This window comes from Devosia sp. YR412 (assembly GCF_900110945.1).
In the GTDB taxonomy this organism is placed as follows: domain Bacteria; phylum Pseudomonadota; class Alphaproteobacteria; order Rhizobiales; family Devosiaceae; genus Devosia.
On record NZ_FOFL01000002.1, the window covers coordinates 184529 to 201148 of the forward strand.

Here is a 16620-nt window from a genome sequence, read left to right on the forward strand (position 1 = left end):
ATCGAATTGTTTCCATTTGGCGACGCGACCGGAAACGGGTGCGGCGCCATTAAAACTCCCGAAGTCCGCCTTGTTGCTGTGAAGCCGACGCGAGAGTTGTAAAGAGTATGGCGAAGAACCCGACCCCCAATAACGATCCTGCCGCGCTGGCCTTCTCGGCGGTGGAAGACGCTCTCAAGGATTCGGTGTTCAACCTCGATAGCACGCCTGAAAAAGCCCCCGAGCGCCGCTCTTCCGATGCTGCGCGCTCGGAACGCCTGCGTGCCGCCGACAAGATCGCCCAGCAGGCCGGCCCCGTCGCCAATGACGACCGCTTCCCGGCCTCGAAAATTCTCTACAACCTGCAGAACCGCTCCTCTTCCACTCCGACTTGGATCGCGCTCGTGCTCTCGGTCGTCTGGCTGGCCGTGTCCGGCGCCGTCGCCTGGCTGCGCTATGGCCCGCAGATGGCCAATTTCGGCCAGTTCGCCAGCACCATCGATTTCGTCGGCCTGCTCGCCATCATCTTCCTGCCGATAGTCGGCTTCTTTGCCGTCGCTACCCTGTTCCGTCGCGCGCAGGACCTGCGCAATGCCGCCTCTTCCATTACTCAGGCTGCCATGCGGCTGGCCGAGCCGGAAGTCACCGCCGCCGACAAGGTCGCCTCGGTAGGCCAGGCCGTGCGCCGCGAGGTCAATGCGCTGGGCGATGGCCTCGAGCGTGCCCTGTCGCGTGCCGGCGAGCTCGAAGTGATGATCCACAACGAGGTCACCGCGCTCGAACGCACCTATTCGGACAATGAATCGCGCATGCGGGCGCTGATCGCCGAACTGGCCAGCCAGCGCGAAAGCGTCCTCACCAATACCGAGCGCGTACGCGAAGCCATCACCGAGAGCCATACCGGCCTCGTCTTCGATCTCGACATGATCAGCCAGCGCATCGCCGGCACCATTGTCGAAAGTGGCGGCAACCTGACCCGCGCCCTCGAAACCGCCGGCAATACGCTGACCAACAGCTTTGGCGAGCGCACCGACAATTTCGTCTCGCTGGTCGACAACCGCACCACCGACTTCATCGGCGCGCTGGATGACAGCGCCGGCCGCCTGGCGCTGACCTTTGACGACAAGACTGCCACCATGGCGCAGGCGCTGGACCAGCGCGCGGCCGAACTCAATTCCGGCGTCGAACACCGTATCGCGTCGCTGACCGATGCGCTGGATTCCCACTCCATGTCGATTGCCGAGGCGATCGATTCGCGCACCCAGGCTATCGAACAGCGCACCGCGGCGCTGACCGGCAGCTTCGAGGATCGCACCCAAACCATCGCGGGGCTAATCGAAGCGCGCGGCCTCGAACTGACCACGGCGCTCGACGAACGCACGGCAAGCCTTTCGACCCTCCTCACCGATGGCGGCGCTTCGCTGCTCGACCAGTTGCGCGACCGCGGCCATGAAGTGACCGGCGGTCTCGACATGATCGGCCAGCGTATTGCCGACGATATCACCGCCCGGTCGCGCGAAGCCGAGGTGCTGCTCAGCGCCCTCACCCGCCAACTCGATGAATCGGTCTCGATCCAGCTCAATGCCATGGATAGCCGCCTGCAGTCGGCGATGATCGAAATCAACGGCGCGCTGGACGATACCTCCGAACGCGCCCGCATCACCTTGGCTTCGGCCGGCCAGGATTCGCTGGGTCAGTTCGACGCCCGCCTCACCGAAATCGCCTCGATCCTTGATACCCGCCTCCATACGCTGGACGGCGTCATCGGCGACAAGGGCGACACGCTGATCGCCCGCCTCGAAGCGCAGGGCACCAGTTTCGCCGCCCGCGCCAATGTGCTGGAAATGGCGCTGAACGAAGAATCCGGTCGCTTCAACGACGTGGTCACCGAGCGCACCCGCGAAATGGGCGAAGTGCTCGGCGCACGCACCAAGGCGATCACCGAGAGCCTCACCAACCGCACCCGCGAAATCTCCGATTCGCTGGACGATCATGCCGGCGTCATCGCCGAAGCCCTCGATGCCCGCACCAGCGCCGTCGACGAGCTGCTGGTTGCCCGCACCACTGAACTCAGCGAAGCCATCCGCGCCCGCGGCACTGAGCTCAGCGAAACCATCAACACCACAACCAGCACTTTCGATCAGGCAATCGCCGGCCGCACCCAGCGCCTTGCCGATACGCTGTCGGAAAAGACCACGGCCCTGTCGCTCGAAATTGACAGCCGCACCGGCACGCTCGCCAATCAGCTCGACGAGCGCACCCTGTCGCTGGTCAACCAGCTGGACGAGCGCACCGGCTCGCTCGGCGTCGGCCTCGAAGACCGCATCGGCACGCTGGTCACCCAGCTCGACGAACGCACCTCGGCCCTGCATGGCGAGCTCGAAGCCCGTTCGGTCGAATTCCGCACGACGCTTGATGGCGGCACCGCCCAGCTGGCCCAGGCCGTTGGCCACCGCACCCAGCAGCTGTCCGAAGCGCTCAACCAGCGCACCCAGGCGCTCAGCGACACGCTCGAAACCCATACTTCGTCGATTGGCGAGACCATCGGCCTGCGCACCAGCGAACTGGCCGATACCATTGCGCTGCAGGGCGAAGACGCTCGCATCAAGATCGACGGCGCGCTGCGCGAAGCCACCGACAACATGGGCCAGCGCGTCGATGCCATGTCCTCGCGCATTGCCGACAAGGTCTCCGAGCTCAACAGCAATCTCGGCACCGGCCTCGACAGCGCCATCACCCGCCTTACCGATGCCGAGCATGGCGTTACCGCCCGCATCGATGCCGCCAGCTCGACGGTCAGCGAAAGCGCCCGCAAGGCTGCCGAACTCATCGAGACCGGCGTCACTTCGGCGCGCAATGCCATCACCGAAATGGTCGACCAGCGCCTGGGCACCCTGCCCGAGGCGATCACCGCCCGCGCCGATATCACGGCCGAGCGCCTGGCAGCACTGAACGCCTCGATCAACACGTCCATTACCCAGTCGATGACCGATCTCGAAGCCGGCGCCGACCGGATCGAGGAGACCATTGCAACCCGCATCACCGTGGCGAGCCAGACCATCGTCGCCGACATCACGGCAACCGCCAACCGCATGGATGGCGCCGTCCGCACGGCGCTGGAGCATATCCGCTCGGCCGCGACCGATATCGACGAGTTGATCAGCGTCAAGGCGGTCAGCGCCGCGACCAGCATCGAATCCCGCCTCACCGACATCAACCAGTCGGTCGAGCAGCACACCTCGGCCTTTGCCCAGCTGGTCAACGAACGCTCCGCTCAGCTGCAGGGCGCCCTCTCCAGCCACGGCAACCTGCTGCGCGATGCCCTGGGCGAGAATGCCCGCGAGGCCGAAGCCATCATGGCCGTCTCGACCTCGCGCATCCTCACCGACGTCACCTCGGCGCTCGGCAAGCTCAATGACAGCAACCTGCTGCTGCAGCGCGTGCTCGATGCCTCCACGGCAAACCTGGCCAATCTCGAAACCAGCGTCGCCCAGCAAACGTCCACCTATTCGACCACGGTGCGCGACGCCATCGGCCAGACCGAACAGGCCGGCGCCATGGTCAGCCAGCACGTCCAGGCGCTGCAGGCCACCATCCGCGGCATGGTCACCGAATTCTCCTCGGTGCTCGGCAAGCTCGACGCCGAAGCCGCGCATATGTCGGAGGCTTCCACGGCCCTCACCATCACCGGCGACAATGCCCTGCAGACGCTGGAAGATCGCCGCGGCGCCATGGATGCGCTGGCCCAAAGCTTCGCCACCCGCGCCGACGATATCGATGGCCGCATGCGCATGTTTGCGCAGTCGATCGCCGATACGGTCAATGATACCGAACGCCGCCTGATCGGCGCCCGTCGCGCCATGGACGAAGCGCTGGTCGCCACCACCGGCACGATCGTCGAAACCATCGAAACCTCGACTACCACTGTCGCCCGGGCCATCCAGGGCAATGCCGACCAAGTCGACAATGCCGTGCAGCGCGCCGCCGACGCCGCCGCCGCCGCCCTCAGCCAGACTGCGGCCTCGGTCCGGATGGCGCTGGGCGACCAGAGTGCCCAGGTCAATTCCGCGCTCGAGGAAAATGCCAACCGCGTCAGCGACATCCTGTCTTCGACGGCCGGCAGCGTGACCGACGTTCTGACCTCGACCACCAGCTCGCTGGCCGACACGATCAACGACAGCTCAGCTTCGGTGCGCAACGCCATCGCCTCCAACACCGGCACCTTCCGTCGCGCAATGGACGAAACCACCGGCACCTTCCGCCAGGCGCTGGATGAAACCACCGGCGAAGTCGCCGAGAAGATGGGCGATTTCCGCACCGCCGCCGATGCCGAAAGTCGCCGCGCCGCCGCTGCCCTGCAGCAGGCACAGGAACAGATGGCCGGCGAAATGCAGCGCGCCATCGAAGCCGCCACCCTGCGCTTCAACGACACCGCCCGCGCCATGCGCGAGACGGCCCGCGAAGTGGGCAGCGAACTCGAAGCCACCCGCGCCGAACTGGCGCGCGGCGTCAACGAACTGCCGGAAGAAACCCGCGCCAGCGCCGCCGCCATGCGCCGCGTCGTGGCCGAGCAGATCGAGGCGCTGAGCGAGCTCAACGCCATCGTGCGCAGCCAGCCGGCCACGCATGACCTCAACGACCGCCGCCCGGCCCGCCCTGCCCCGCGCCAGGAAAGCCGCCCCGAAGCACCGACCTTCCAGCCGCGCCCGGTCGGGCCGGCCCGCGACAGCTATCGCGCCGCTCCCGCTCGCGAGGTACTGACCGATCCGATCCGCACTGTGGAACGCCAGCCCGAGCCCGTGCGTCAGGCCGAGCCGGTACGTCAGGCTGAACCGGTGCGCCAGCCGGAGCCCACGCGTCAGCCCGAGCCTGCCCAGGCCGAAGCTGCACCCGCCGCACAGGGTGACGGCGGCTGGCTGCGCGACGTGCTGCGCAATGCCACCGCCAAGCAGCAGGACAGCCAGCCCCAGCCGAGCCAGCAGAGCCTCTCCGGCCTCACCGAAGAGATCGCCCGCTCGATCGACGATCGCGCGCTGGCCGATGCCTGGGCCCGCTACCAGGCCGGCGAAAGCAATGTCTTCTCGCGCCGCATCTATACGCTCAGCGGCCAGGGTACCTATGACGACGTGCGCAAGAAGCTGCAGCGCGACCAGGATTTTGCCCGCACCGCCCAGGCCTATATGAGCGAGTTCGAGCAGTTGCTGAAGCGCGCCGCCGCCGGCGCCCAGCCCGCCGCCGAAACCCGCGAATACCTGCTGAGCGACCGCGGCAAGGTCTACACGACCCTGGCCCATGCCAGCGGCCGGTTGAACTGAGTGGTCTAAGATGAGTTGAAAACGGCCCCGGGAAACCGGGGCCGTTTTTGTTAGGGGGGTAGCGTCGGCATCGCGCGCAAACCCATCCCCACCCGACCCCTTCGGGGCCACCCTCCCCACAAGGGGGAGGGATAAAGATAGATCGAGACCGCTGAGCCATCCTATCCCTCCCCTGAATGGGGAGGGTGGCCCAGAAGGGGTCGGGTGGGGTGATGGCTAGGCTGGACGTGCCGGCTGTGAGACAGCCTTGGCTACCGCCCTACCCCGTCGCAATCGCATCTTCCTTCGGCTGCTTCATGCGCAGCGACAGCCAGATGCACAGTCCACCCAACCCGGCTGCCACTGACGCACCAAGATAGGCATAGGGCCCGAACCATCCCACCAGTGCCCCGAAGCCAATCAGCGCCACCACCGAGGTCATCTGCTGCAACACGGTGAACAGGCTCTGCGCCTCGGCAGCGATGTCCTCGCTGGTCCAGTTGGCGATGAAATGCACGCAGCCCAAAAAGCCCAGTGCAAAAGTGAAGCCATGCAGCATCTGCAACAGGAGCAGCGCCCAGACCGGGGGTGAAAAGGCCATCAGCAGCCAGCGCAGCAAGGCCACACCGGCGCAGATCAGCATCAGCTGCCGCGCCGAAACCCGGCTGCCAAAGCGCTTCCAGACAAACATCACCGCGGTTTCCGATAGCGAACCCAGCGCGATCAGCGGCCCGATGATGCTCTCGGAAATCCCCTGCTCCTTCCAGATCAGCGCACCAAAACCGCCGATCAGCTGATGGGTGCCGAACACCATGGCAAAGCCGAGCAGCGGCAGGGAAAACCATGGCTGCAGGATGATTTCGCGCAGTTTGCCCTTGGATGGTGTGGCGGCCGAAACCGTCGCCTGTTCGGGCGGTGCGCGGAAGGCCGGCAATTGCAGCGAGACCGCGGCACGCAGCAGCGCCAGGCCGACAAACAACGGTACGAAGATCGCAGAGCCGAACCACACCACCAGAAAGCCGGTCAGCGCGTTGAACATCATATAGCCCACCGTGCCCCAGGCACGGATAGTGGCGAAGTCGCTGCCATTGCGGCGCGCCATGCGCATGGTCGCGGCATCGAGCACTGGCCCTATGGCGCCACCGGGCAAAGCCGCCAGCGTCCAGAACAGCAAGATGCCCCAGAATTCGTTGACGAAAAACAGGCCGATCGGCACCACACCGGCGATCAGCGCGCCGATGACGATAACCTGCCGCCAATCACTTGCCTTGTCGGCCAGCCGCCCGACCACGAGATTGAGCGCCAGGATGATGAACACCGGCACGGCATTGATGATGCCGATCTGCTCGGTGCTGATGCCCTTTTCGCTCAGCCAGATTGGCAGGAACATCACGGCGGCGCCCGGCCCCATGAAGTAGCTGAAATAAAACGCCGTGGTGCGCGTCTCGGGCGTCAGGCGCGGCTGTGCCATCACTGCGCATCCTTGGGTGGCTTGAGGCGCAATGACACCAGCACGCAGGCCATGGCGACGAAAGACAGCGCCGAGAACAGCAGGAAGGAAGCCGAGCCGAAATGCACCACCAGCCAGCCGAACAACGTCAGCATGACGAAGGAGGCGCCCTGCAGCAGCATATTGGCAAAGCCCTGCGCCTCGGCGGCATTGGATTCCTCGGTCCAGTTGGCGACGAAATGCACCGTGCCGAGATAGCCGACCCCGAAGCTGACAGCATGGAGCATCTGCACTGCGAACAGCACGGCGACTGGCGGATTGAAGGCGGTGACGGTGAAGCGGATCAGTGACGCAATGCAGGCGGCAAGGATCATGTTGCGGGCGGTGACGCGGCCGCCAAAACGCCGCCAGCCGAACATCATGATCGCCTCGGCCGTGGCGGCAATGGCCAGCAAGGGTCCGATGAAATAAGACGGCACACCGCCCTGTTCCCAGACCAGCGCGCCAAAGCCGCCAATCACCGCATTGCCCGAATTGACCAGCGCGAAGGCGATCAGCGGCAACACGAACCAGAGCTGCAGCGAATCCTTGAGCCGCGACGGCGTCGCATCGGCCAGCGTCACTTTCGGGCCCGGCGTGCGGAAGCGCGGCAGCAATAGGCTGGCAATGGCGCGGAACAGCGCCATGGCGATGAACAGCGGCACGAAGGCATCGGCACCAAAGACGGTGAGCAGCAGGCCCAGCCCGCCGGCACCGACCACATAGCCGACAGTTGCCCAGACCCGGATCTGCCCGAAATCGCCGCCGGTGCGGCGCGTCATGCGCACGGTGGCGGCATCGATCAGCGGCGGAATGGAGCCATTGCCGAAAGTGCACAGCGTCCAAACCAGCACGATTCCCCAGAAGTCGCTGACGAAATGCAGGGCAAAGGGCACGGTCGCACCGAACAGCGCGATGGCCATGATCACATAACGCCAGTCACGCGCCCGGTCGGCAATGCGGCCAACCATTGTATTGAGCGCCAGCAGCACGAGAATCGGGATGGAGTTGACCAGGCCGATCTGATCGGCGGGAATGCCATGCTCGCTCAGCCAGATGCCAAGAAACACCGAGCTGACGGCGCCAGGCAGATAGACGGTGAACTGAAATAGCGAGGCGCGCAGCTCGGGGCTGGCCGAGCGCGAAAGTGCCGAAGGCATGGAAAAATCAACTCCGGGCAAATCACCGCCCGGCGTCCTTCGTGACTCGCATCCAAGGCAATGGCAAGGCCGTTTGCAACGTTATTGTGCGGCCGAGGCCCGCATTTTTGGAACTGTTGCATGCAGCGGCTGGAGTGCCGTGAAAAACTGCATGCCGCTCGCCGCCCAAGTGAAGCGCTCGCCGTGCGAGCGGGCATCCTCGCGGCGCAGCGTCAGAGCACGTCCGACGGCCACATTGAGATCGGTATGCATCGCGCCGGCTCTGGGATCGCTCAGCACGTCCAGCGGCCCCGTAACCGGATAGGCCGCAACAGGCGTGCCCGAAGCCAGCGCCTCGGTGATGACATTGCCGAAGGTGTCGGTGAGGCTCGGAAACACCATCACGTCGGCACTGCGATAGATCTCCCCCAGTTCTTCGCCATGGCGATATCCGAGAAACACCGCCTCGGGATGGTCGCGCATCAGGCGGGCACGGTCGGGTCCGTCGCCCACCACGATCTTGGTGCCGGCGATATCGAGCGCGAGGAAGGCTTCGATATTCTTTTCGGCAGCAACGCGGCCGATATGCAGCAGGTGTGGGCCCGGCAGGTCTTTGAACCAGGTCTTGGGGCCGGGTCGGAAGCGCTGGCCATCGACGCCGCGGCTCCACAGGCTGAGATTGGCAAAACCGCGTGCCAGGAGGTCATCGCGCAGCGATGGCGTCGGCACCATGGTGCGGGCGGCAGCCGAGTGGAACCAGCGCAGATATCCATAGGTCCAATCCTGGGGCACCGGCATGCGCATCGCCAGATATTCGGCAAAGCGGGTGTGGAAGCTGGTGGTGAAGTTGAGGTTCCGGTCGAGGCAATATTGCCGCGCTAGCAGGCCCAGCGGCCCCTCGGTGGCGATATGGATGTGATCGGCCTCGATGGCGCGGATCTGGCGCGCCACAGCGCTGCCGGTGGCCAGTGACAGCCGGATTTCCGGATAGGTCGGCACCGGCACGGTCCAGAATTTTTCTGGCGTCAGGTAATGCACCTCGTGGCCGGCCGCCATCAGCGTCTTGCCGACGCTTTCAAGGGTGCGGACGACGCCATTGATCTGCGGACGCCAGGCATCGGTGACGATGAGAATGCGAGTGGATTTGAACGCGTCGAGCTGCATGGCGGCACCGCATGGGTTCGAAATACCCCTGCAGTGTCCGCCGAGTCCGCGTCGATGGTGTGAATGTCAGGTGACGGAAGCGTGACGGCTAAACCGCCTTGCGCAGCCGGAACTTACGGGGTTCGCCGACCACCATTTCCGTCCATTTCACCAGTTCGAACTCGCCTTCCGGCGTTTCGACAATGGCGGTGCAGCTTTCGACCCAGTCGCCGGTATTGATGTAATGGATGCCGAGCCGGTCATGCATGTCGGCGAAATGGATGTGGCCACAGATCACGCCATCGACGCCCGATTCCTTGGCCTCATGCACCAGGGCTTCCTCGAAGCGCCCGATCACCGAGACAGCATTCTTGACCTTCTGCTTGGCCCAGGCCGACAGCGACCAATATTGCAGGCCCAGCCGGCGGCGCACCCAGTTGAGCGCCAGATTGATCCGCAGCGCGGCGTTATAGGCCCAGTCGCCGACATGGGCGAGCCACTTGGCATTCATCACCACCACGTCGAACTGATCGCCGTGGATCACCAGATAGGTTTTGCCGGTGGCCGTGGTGTGGACGGTGCGATCGACGAATTCGACCTCGCCGAAATAGGTGCCGAGATATTCGCGCAGGAATTCGTCGTGGTTGCCCGGCAGGTAGATGATGCGCGCGCCGGCTGCGGCCTTGTCGAGCAGCACCTGCACCAGCACATTATATTCGCTCGGCCAGTGCCAGTTCTTGGCGAGGCGCCAGCCGTCAACGATGTCGCCGACCAGATAGATGGTCTCGGCGTCATGGGCGCGCAGGAATTCGATCAGCTGCCCGACCCTGATGGGTTTCATGCCCAGATGAACATCCGAAATGAATATGGCCCGGACCTGTCGGACTTCGCGGTCTTCCGCCATCGAGCAACGACTCCTGCTTCTTGGGGCCGCACTTTATCTGCGGATGCGACACTAGGGAACCGTCCCCAGCGAGAAGATGGGGAAATGCCGCAGGCTCAGCGAATCCGCGCCTTGAGCGCAACGATCCGAGCATAACTCTCCTCGATCCGCGCCTTGAATTCGGGATCAGCCTCGGCCTCTGTCACCAGAATATCCAGCACTTCCTTGCCAAGGCTCGCCCGATAATCTGCGGTGTTGGAAAACAGCAGCACATCCATGCCGGCCCGTACCGCCATCGTGACGGTGTCATGCAGGTCGTAGTGCTCGCGGATGGCGCCCATTTCGAGATCGTCGCTGATCACCACGCCATCAAAGCCCAGGGTCTCGCGCAACACGCCGGTGATCCACTGTCGCGACAGCGAGGCCGGGGTCTGGGTGCCCTTGTCGGCATAGCCGGCGTGATAGAGGTGGCCGATCATGACCATGTCCACGACATCGTCCTTGATCATGGTGCGATAGGGATCGAGCTCGCTGTCCTGCCAGGTCTCGGTGATATCGACAAAACCCTCGTGGCTGTCGGCAGTGGACGAACCATGGCCGGGGAAATGCTTCAGCGCCGTCAGCAGGCCCGCAGCATGATGGGCGGCGATGAAGGCCTCGTCATAGCGTGCCACCACTTCCGGATCGGCGCTGAAGGCGCGGCCGAACTTGGCGATGACCTGATTGTTGGTGTTGAGATTGACGTCGGCCACCGGGCCGAAATTGACGCTGAAGCCCAGCTCGGCCATCGACGCGGCCATCCTGGCGTAGATCGCCTCGGCTTGTTCCGGCGTATTGGCCTTGGCGATAGCCGCGGCATTGGGGATTTCCTCAAAGCCCACGGCCTCGGTCAAGCGCTCGACCGCCCCGCCCTCCTGGTCAATCGTGATGAAGGGCAAAAGCTCCGGCGATGCCGCGCGGAACGCTGCGTTCATGGCGCTGGCCGCGTCGAGCGACTTGATATTGGTCTTGAGAAACATCACCCCGCCGAGGCGCCCGGCAGCCAGTTCGGCCGTCAGCGCCTTGACCGCCGCATCGTCGACATCGTCGCCCTGGAAGCCTGTGACGATCATCTGCCCGGCCATCTCTTCGAGCGTCTGGGCGTGAGCCGCGACGGGCAGGACGGCCAGCGACAGGGCAATGGCAAGGCGGGAGAAGAGGGTTGTCACGGGCAAGTCCGGTGGGGGAATCGATGCGAGACGATGACCGGGAAATGGGGGGGAAACAATGGCGATACGCGTGGAGCTGCATCAACAGGCGGTGTTCCCCCGGCTTGCACCATTGGTTCCCATACCCCCACCCGACCCCTTCGGGGCCACCCTCCCCCCAAGGGGGGAGGGATAAGAAAGAACGAGTGCTCTGAGCGCCGGCTTCCCTCCCCTGAATGGGGAGGGATTGAGGGTGGGGTGATGGCTAGCCACGAAGGCCGACTGACTACCTATTCTGCCGGTTCTCGATCAGATCCGTCACCACTGCCGGATCGGCCAGCGTCGACGTATCGCCGAGCGACCCAAAGTCATTCTCCGCCACCTTGCGCAAAATACGCCGCATGATCTTGCCCGAGCGAGTCTTCGGCAGGCCGGGCGCGAACTGGATCAGGTCCGGCGTGGCAATCGGACCGATTTCCTTGCGGACCCAGTTGCGCAGCTCGGTCTTGAGGGCGTCGTCGCTGCTCTCGCCGGCCATCAGGGTGACATAGCAATAGATGCCCTGCCCCTTGATGTCGTGCGGATAGCCGACCACGGCCGCCTCGGAAACCTTAGGATGCGCCACCAGCGCGCTTTCGACTTCGGCGGTGCCCAAGCGATGGCCGGAGACGTTCAGCACGTCGTCGACGCGACCGGTGATCCAGTAATAGCCATCCTCGTCGCGGCGGCAGCCGTCGCCGGTGAAGTAATAGCCCTTGTACTGGGTAAAATAGGTTTCAACGAAGCGCTGGTGGTCGCCATAGATCGAGCGCATCTGGCCCGGCCAGCTATCCTTGATGGCCAGCACGCCCTCGGCCTTGGTGGCCTCCTGCAGCTTGCCCTCGGGCGACAGCACCACCGGCTGCACACCGAAGAAGGGCTTAGTCGCCGAACCGGGCTTGGTGGCAATGGCGCCGGGGAATGGCGCGATCATGTGGCCGCCGGTTTCAGTCTGCCACCAGGCATCGACGATCTCGCAGCGCTCCTTGCCGACATGCTTGTGATACCACATCCAGGCTTCCGGATTGATCGGCTCGCCCACCGTGCCAAGCAGGCGGAGGCTCGGCATGTCGTATTTGTCGGCAAATTCCGACCCGGCACCCATCAGCGCGCGGATAGCTGTGGGCGCAGTGTGGAAGATGTTGACCTGATGCTTTTCCACCACCTGCCAGAGCCGGCTGGCGTCGGGATAGCTCGGAATGCCCTCGAACATCAGCGTGGTCGCGCCATTGGCCAGCGGGCCATAGACGATATAGGTGTGGCCGGTGATCCAGCCGACGTCGGCGGTGCACCAGAAGACGTCGCCATCCTGATAATCAAAGCTCAACTGATGCGTCAGCGAGCCATACAGCAGATAGCCCCCGGTGCTGTGCAGCACGCCCTTGGGCTTGCCGGTCGAGCCCGAAGTGTAGAGGATGAACAGCGGATCTTCCGCATTCATCGGCTCGGGCGGGCAATCGGCATCAACCGAAGCAACCGCCTCGTGGTACCAGACGTCACGGCCCTCGACCATGTTGACCGGATTGCCGGTCACCTTGACCACGATGACCTTTTCGACGCCCGACACCTTGGTCAGCGCTTCGTCAACATTCTTTTTCAGCGCAATGGTCTTGCCACCGCGACGGCCTTCGTCGGCGGTGAGGATGATCTTGCTGCCGCAGTCGGTGACGCGGCCGGCAATGGAATCGGGCGAAAAGCCGCCAAAAATCACCGAATGCACCGCGCCGATGCGCGAACAGGCCAGCATGGCCACGGCCGTGTCGATGACCATCGGCATGTAGATGGTGACGCGGTCGCCTTTCTTGACGCCATTGGCTTTCAGCACATTGGCATAGCGGCAGACCCGGTCATGCAGCTCGCGATAGGTCGCCTTGCCATCGGTCCCCGGCGTATCGCCTTCCCAGATGATGGCCACTTGGTCGCCACGCGTTTCCAAGTGCCGGTCGAGGCAATTGTAGGAGACGTTGAGCACGCCATCCTCGAACCATTTGATCGAGACATTGGGGTATTCGAACGTGGTGTTCTTGATTTTCGTCGGAAACCTGACCCAGTCGAGGCGCTTCGCCTGCTCGGCCCAGAACCCGTCGGGATCGCTGAGCGATCGCGCATAGAGCGCGTCATACTGGTCTTTGGTCACATGGGTGCGTGCGATCGCAGCCGCACTTGGCTGGAATACGAGCTGCTCGCTCATAGTCATCCTCCCTTATCTCTCCCAGCTCCCGTTCTAGAGAGCGGTCCTGCGCCGGGCAAGGCCTTGACGATATTAACTGACCTGACGTTGCGGGCTTCGGTGGCACGTCGCGCGGTGATATGTTGCGGGCATATCGGATCGGGAGTCCGCCATGAGCGATGCCGTGCTCGAAACAGCCGTGCCAGAGGAAAAGCCAAACGAGCGCAGCGCGCTGTTCCGGCCGGCGACCTATGCCGATATCGCCATGGTGCATGCCCGGCTCGCCGAATGCATCAACGGCATGCCCTTTTATAATGACGAGTTCAAAGCCTTCGAGATCGCCCGGCTGAGCCAGGATTACCTCGCTGCGCTGATCGACGCCGACCCGCATCATGTGATGATCTTCATCTACAAGGGCGAAACCGTCGGCTTCATGGTCTCGGGACCCGAGCTCGGTACGCTCTGGCTCTACTGGACCTATCTGTTCCCCGAAAAGCGCCGCAGCCCGATGGCCATGCATGGCATGCGCGCCTTTGTCGACCATTGGAACAATGGTCGCTTTCACAAGATTTCGACCTACACCATGGCCGGCAATGATCGCGCCCGGCTGATCATGGAGCGCTTCGGCTACACGCTGACGGCGACGCTGGAAAAGCACATCTTTGGCGAAGACTACATGCTCTATGAGCACAAGCTGAACAAGCTCGCGCCCGGCTATGACCATGGCCTCAAGACCGGCCTGCGGCACAGGCTGGTTCGCAGGTTGAAACGCGCCTTCGCCCGCTAATCCGCCTACTCCGCCGCGACGACAACCGCGCGGCGATTGCGGAACCACTGCATGATCGAGACGTCCATATGGGCGGTGCGCAGCGCCACCCACCAGAGGCCGACCGACCAGACGCTGATGGCGATGATGGCCGACAAAGCCGCGCCCATCAGGCCAAAGCTCGGCACCAGCAGCCAGTTGCCGATCACAAGGGTCACAATGCCCAAAGCCATGAACGGCAGGCTGGCATAGGGGCGGTCGTGGATGGAGAGGACCAGCGAGGCTGGGCCGGCCATCGAGCGGATGACCAGCGCCAGGCAGAGGACCGCCAAGGGTGCAGCGCCAGCCGAAAAGCTTGGGCCGAAGATCATCAGCAGGAATGGCGCGGCCAGCAGCATGCCGACGAACAGCGCCACGGAAATGACGCTGGCGACGAAATTGGCATCGCCCACCTTGCGCTTGAAGGCAGCGCGATCTTCATTGGCCTCGCTCTCGAACATATCCGGCAGCGTCACCGCATAGACGGCTGCGACACCAAAGGAGATCAGCGAGAACAGCCGTGTGCAGATGCCAAATACGGCCAGCTCTTCGCGGCTCAGCACCTGGCTGAGCAGCAGCAGGTCGATATCGAAGAAGAAGTCGGTGGCCAGTGAAATGAGAACCCATGGCAGGGCGAAGCGCCACCAGCGCCGCGATTCGCCAACCCGCGCCGGGCCGACATCGAGCACGCTCCGGAGCGAGTAGAGGGTGACCGCCACCTGGATCAGCGACACCACGACAAAGCCAATGGCGATGGCCCACATCATCAGGCGCAGCCCGTCGGCGGGCGTGGCCCATCCCATGATGCCAAGGAAGGCACCGATCACCAGCATCGGCCGGAAGATGGCATCTGCGAAAAAGCCGGCAAAGGGTCGCTTGACGCCGACGAGGATGGCACCGCTGACAAATACATTCGCCGCGGCAAAAGCCATCAGCGCCATCGGCACGAAATGATGCGCCACGGCGCCATCGCCGAGACCAAACAGGTTCAGCACGATCGGCCCGCCCAGCAGCAGCACGACCAGCGCGCCCAGCACATGGCCATAGGCCTGGCGGACAAAGACCCAGAGCTGCTTGCGCTCGCCCCGCGCCCGATATTCGGCAGTGAAATAGGTACCCACCGTGCTGAAGCCCAGCGGCATGACCATGGCGACGAGATTGACCGTGGCCATCACCACCAGATATTCGCCCAAAAGGTCCGCGCCCCAGACGCGGGCGATCAGCGCCTGTGCGACAAAGATCAGCCCGGCCCCGCCGAGGCGGGCACCAAAGATCACGGTCGATTGCGAGGCGAGACGCCGCTGCAGGCTCATTCGGACGCCTCGCCCGGCCGGGCCTGCGTCGGCCGCTTCTTGGGATTGACCAGGCCATCGATGGCGCGGCGCAGCCGGTGATAGGTATCGCGCGCCCAGAAGGCGCCGGTACCCACGAGATAGGCCAGCGGCTTGCTGCCATAATTGGCAACAGGCGGCACCGGCTGGATCACGCCGCGCGTGCCGACCATGCCGGTCTTGAACTGATGCAGGCCCTGGAAACCATCGGTCCCGCCGAGGTCATACCAGGTGGCGCGGGTATTATCGCGCAGCCAGCGGATGATGTGCCAATGCATGAAATAGCCGGCGCGCAACGGCAGCGCCTGGTCATTGGTTGCGCCATAGAGATAGACGGCGCGGTCACCGGCCTTGAAGATCAAGGCGCCGCCGACCAGCACGCCCTCATGGCGGACGTAAAACACTTCCGGGCGCAAAGCCGCCACCTGGATGCCCATCAGCGCAGGCACAGTTTCATAGGCCGAATGATCGGTGAACTGCTTGCGATCGGTCATCGCGTTGTAGAGCACGTCGAAGTCGCCCACGGCCTCGGCCGGCACATGCTCGAAGGTGAGCCCCGCCTTTTCCGACTTGTTGAGCTGGCGCCTCCAGGTCTGGCTGAAGCTTTTGCGCTGCTCCTCGTCGCTGAGGCGCAGGTTGACGATATAGCGATTGGGAAAACCGAGCACCGAGCCCTTCTTGAAGCCGCGGGCGATCAGCTGTTCGTAATCATGATTGGTATCGGTGATCGAGGCGCGCGGCAGGACGGAAAGCATATAGCCCCGCCTGTCGGCATAGTCGGCAATCATGGCCTCGACCATGCCGGCCTGAATGGCGGCGGCATCGACCCGCGACACATCGCGGAGCATAGGCGCCCATTTGGCGACGGCGATCTTGCCGAGATTGAGCGGCAGGCCCTGCAGCATGACCAGCGCACCGCCGACCATCTCACCATTCTGCAGGAACAGCATGGGCTCCTGCTCCACCGACGGCCAGCGCGCAGCGGCGAAGGTGTGCATCTGCTCCTGGCAGACGGCGTCGAAATCGGAAATTGCCTGGTCCCACTCCGCACCGCTGACGATCCGTGTCTCCAGCCGGGCCGCAACCACGCCGGTGGCGCGAGCGGCAGAAACGCTGGACAGGCCCGCAGGGGCAAGACGATCTGCGGTGAGGGACATTTTT

Annotated in this window: 10 protein-coding genes; 2 read left to right on the forward strand and 8 right to left on the reverse strand. The window is 63.9% G+C overall.

Annotated elements, in window-relative coordinates:
* Positions 1-107 precede the first annotated feature (107 nt).
* Complete coding sequence (locus BM045_RS07210; protein ID WP_092181512.1) at positions 108-5294, forward strand: apolipoprotein A-IV repeat region-like domain-containing protein; 5187 nt, start codon at positions 108-110, stop codon at positions 5292-5294.
* Positions 5295-5553: 259 nt separating this feature from the next.
* On the opposite strand, the gene BM045_RS07215 is transcribed toward BM045_RS07210, so the two are convergent.
* The 6 genes from BM045_RS07215 to acs all read right to left on the reverse strand — a co-directional run bounded on the left by BM045_RS07215 (position 5554) and on the right by acs (position 13344).
* Positions 5554-6744: an MFS transporter gene (locus BM045_RS07215; protein WP_092181514.1), complete on the reverse strand. Its 1191-nt coding sequence runs from the start codon at positions 6742-6744 to the stop codon at positions 5554-5556.
* Positions 6744-7922 carry an MFS transporter gene (locus BM045_RS07220; RefSeq protein WP_092181517.1) on the reverse strand — a complete coding sequence of 393 codons (1179 nt, stop codon included), beginning with the start codon at positions 7920-7922 and terminating at the stop codon, positions 6744-6746. The genes BM045_RS07215 and BM045_RS07220 overlap by 1 nt, the downstream gene beginning before the upstream one ends.
* An 81-nt stretch (positions 7923-8003) precedes the next feature.
* Positions 8004-9065, reverse strand: a complete 1062-nt coding sequence (locus BM045_RS07225) for a glycosyltransferase family 4 protein (RefSeq protein ID WP_092181520.1) — start codon at positions 9063-9065, stop codon at positions 8004-8006.
* Positions 9066-9153: 88 nt separating this feature from the next.
* Entirely contained in the window at positions 9154-9948 is a 795-nt protein-coding gene (locus BM045_RS07230; protein ID WP_092181523.1) for a UDP-2,3-diacylglucosamine diphosphatase, read from the reverse strand.
* 95 nt (positions 9949-10043) lie between these two features.
* On the reverse strand, positions 10044-11135 hold the full coding sequence (locus BM045_RS07235; protein ID WP_139198740.1) for a glycoside hydrolase family 3 protein: 1092 nt from the start codon (positions 11133-11135) through the stop codon (positions 10044-10046).
* Positions 11136-11400: 265 nt separating this feature from the next.
* A complete protein-coding gene (gene acs, locus BM045_RS07240) occupies positions 11401-13344 on the reverse strand; it encodes an acetate--CoA ligase (protein ID WP_092181529.1) in 1944 nt (647 codons plus the stop codon).
* Between the two features lie 151 nt (positions 13345-13495).
* Between acs and BM045_RS07245 the strand changes: the two genes are divergently transcribed.
* Positions 13496-14110 carry a GNAT family N-acetyltransferase gene (locus BM045_RS07245; protein ID WP_092181532.1) on the forward strand — a complete coding sequence of 205 codons (615 nt, stop codon included), beginning with the start codon at positions 13496-13498 and terminating at the stop codon, positions 14108-14110.
* Positions 14111-14115: 5 nt separating this feature from the next.
* On the opposite strand, the gene BM045_RS07250 is transcribed toward BM045_RS07245, so the two are convergent.
* The gene (locus BM045_RS07250; RefSeq protein ID WP_092181535.1) at positions 14116-15441 is read right to left on the reverse strand and encodes a lipopolysaccharide biosynthesis protein; all 1326 of its coding nucleotides are present in this window, start codon (positions 15439-15441) and stop codon (positions 14116-14118) included.
* The gene (locus BM045_RS07255) at positions 15438-16616 is read right to left on the reverse strand and encodes a lipid II:glycine glycyltransferase FemX (RefSeq protein ID WP_170848419.1); all 1179 of its coding nucleotides are present in this window, start codon (positions 16614-16616) and stop codon (positions 15438-15440) included. Before BM045_RS07255 ends, BM045_RS07250 begins: the two co-directional genes overlap by 4 nt.
* Between the last annotated feature and the right edge of the window lie 4 nt (positions 16617-16620).

What these genes read in the sequence shown, in the direction of transcription:
- BM045_RS07250 (WP_092181535.1), bottom strand. Translation starts at nt 15,441, where the DNA reads ATGAGCCTGCAGCGGCGTCTCGCCTCGCAATCGACCGTGATCTTTGGT.
- BM045_RS07230 (WP_092181523.1), bottom strand. Translation starts at nt 9,948, where the DNA reads ATGGCGGAAGACCGCGAAGTCCGACAGGTCCGGGCCATATTCATTTCG.
- acs (WP_092181529.1), bottom strand. Translation starts at nt 13,344, where the DNA reads ATGAGCGAGCAGCTCGTATTCCAGCCAAGTGCGGCTGCGATCGCACGC.
- BM045_RS07225 (WP_092181520.1), bottom strand. Translation starts at nt 9,065, where the DNA reads ATGCAGCTCGACGCGTTCAAATCCACTCGCATTCTCATCGTCACCGAT.
- BM045_RS07220 (WP_092181517.1), bottom strand. Translation starts at nt 7,922, where the DNA reads ATGCCTTCGGCACTTTCGCGCTCGGCCAGCCCCGAGCTGCGCGCCTCG.
- BM045_RS07245 (WP_092181532.1), top strand. Translation starts at nt 13,496, where the DNA reads ATGAGCGATGCCGTGCTCGAAACAGCCGTGCCAGAGGAAAAGCCAAAC.
- BM045_RS07215 (WP_092181514.1), bottom strand. Translation starts at nt 6,744, where the DNA reads ATGGCACAGCCGCGCCTGACGCCCGAGACGCGCACCACGGCGTTTTAT.
- BM045_RS07210 (WP_092181512.1), top strand. Translation starts at nt 108, where the DNA reads ATGGCGAAGAACCCGACCCCCAATAACGATCCTGCCGCGCTGGCCTTC.
- BM045_RS07255 (WP_170848419.1), bottom strand. Translation starts at nt 16,616, where the DNA reads ATGTCCCTCACCGCAGATCGTCTTGCCCCTGCGGGCCTGTCCAGCGTT.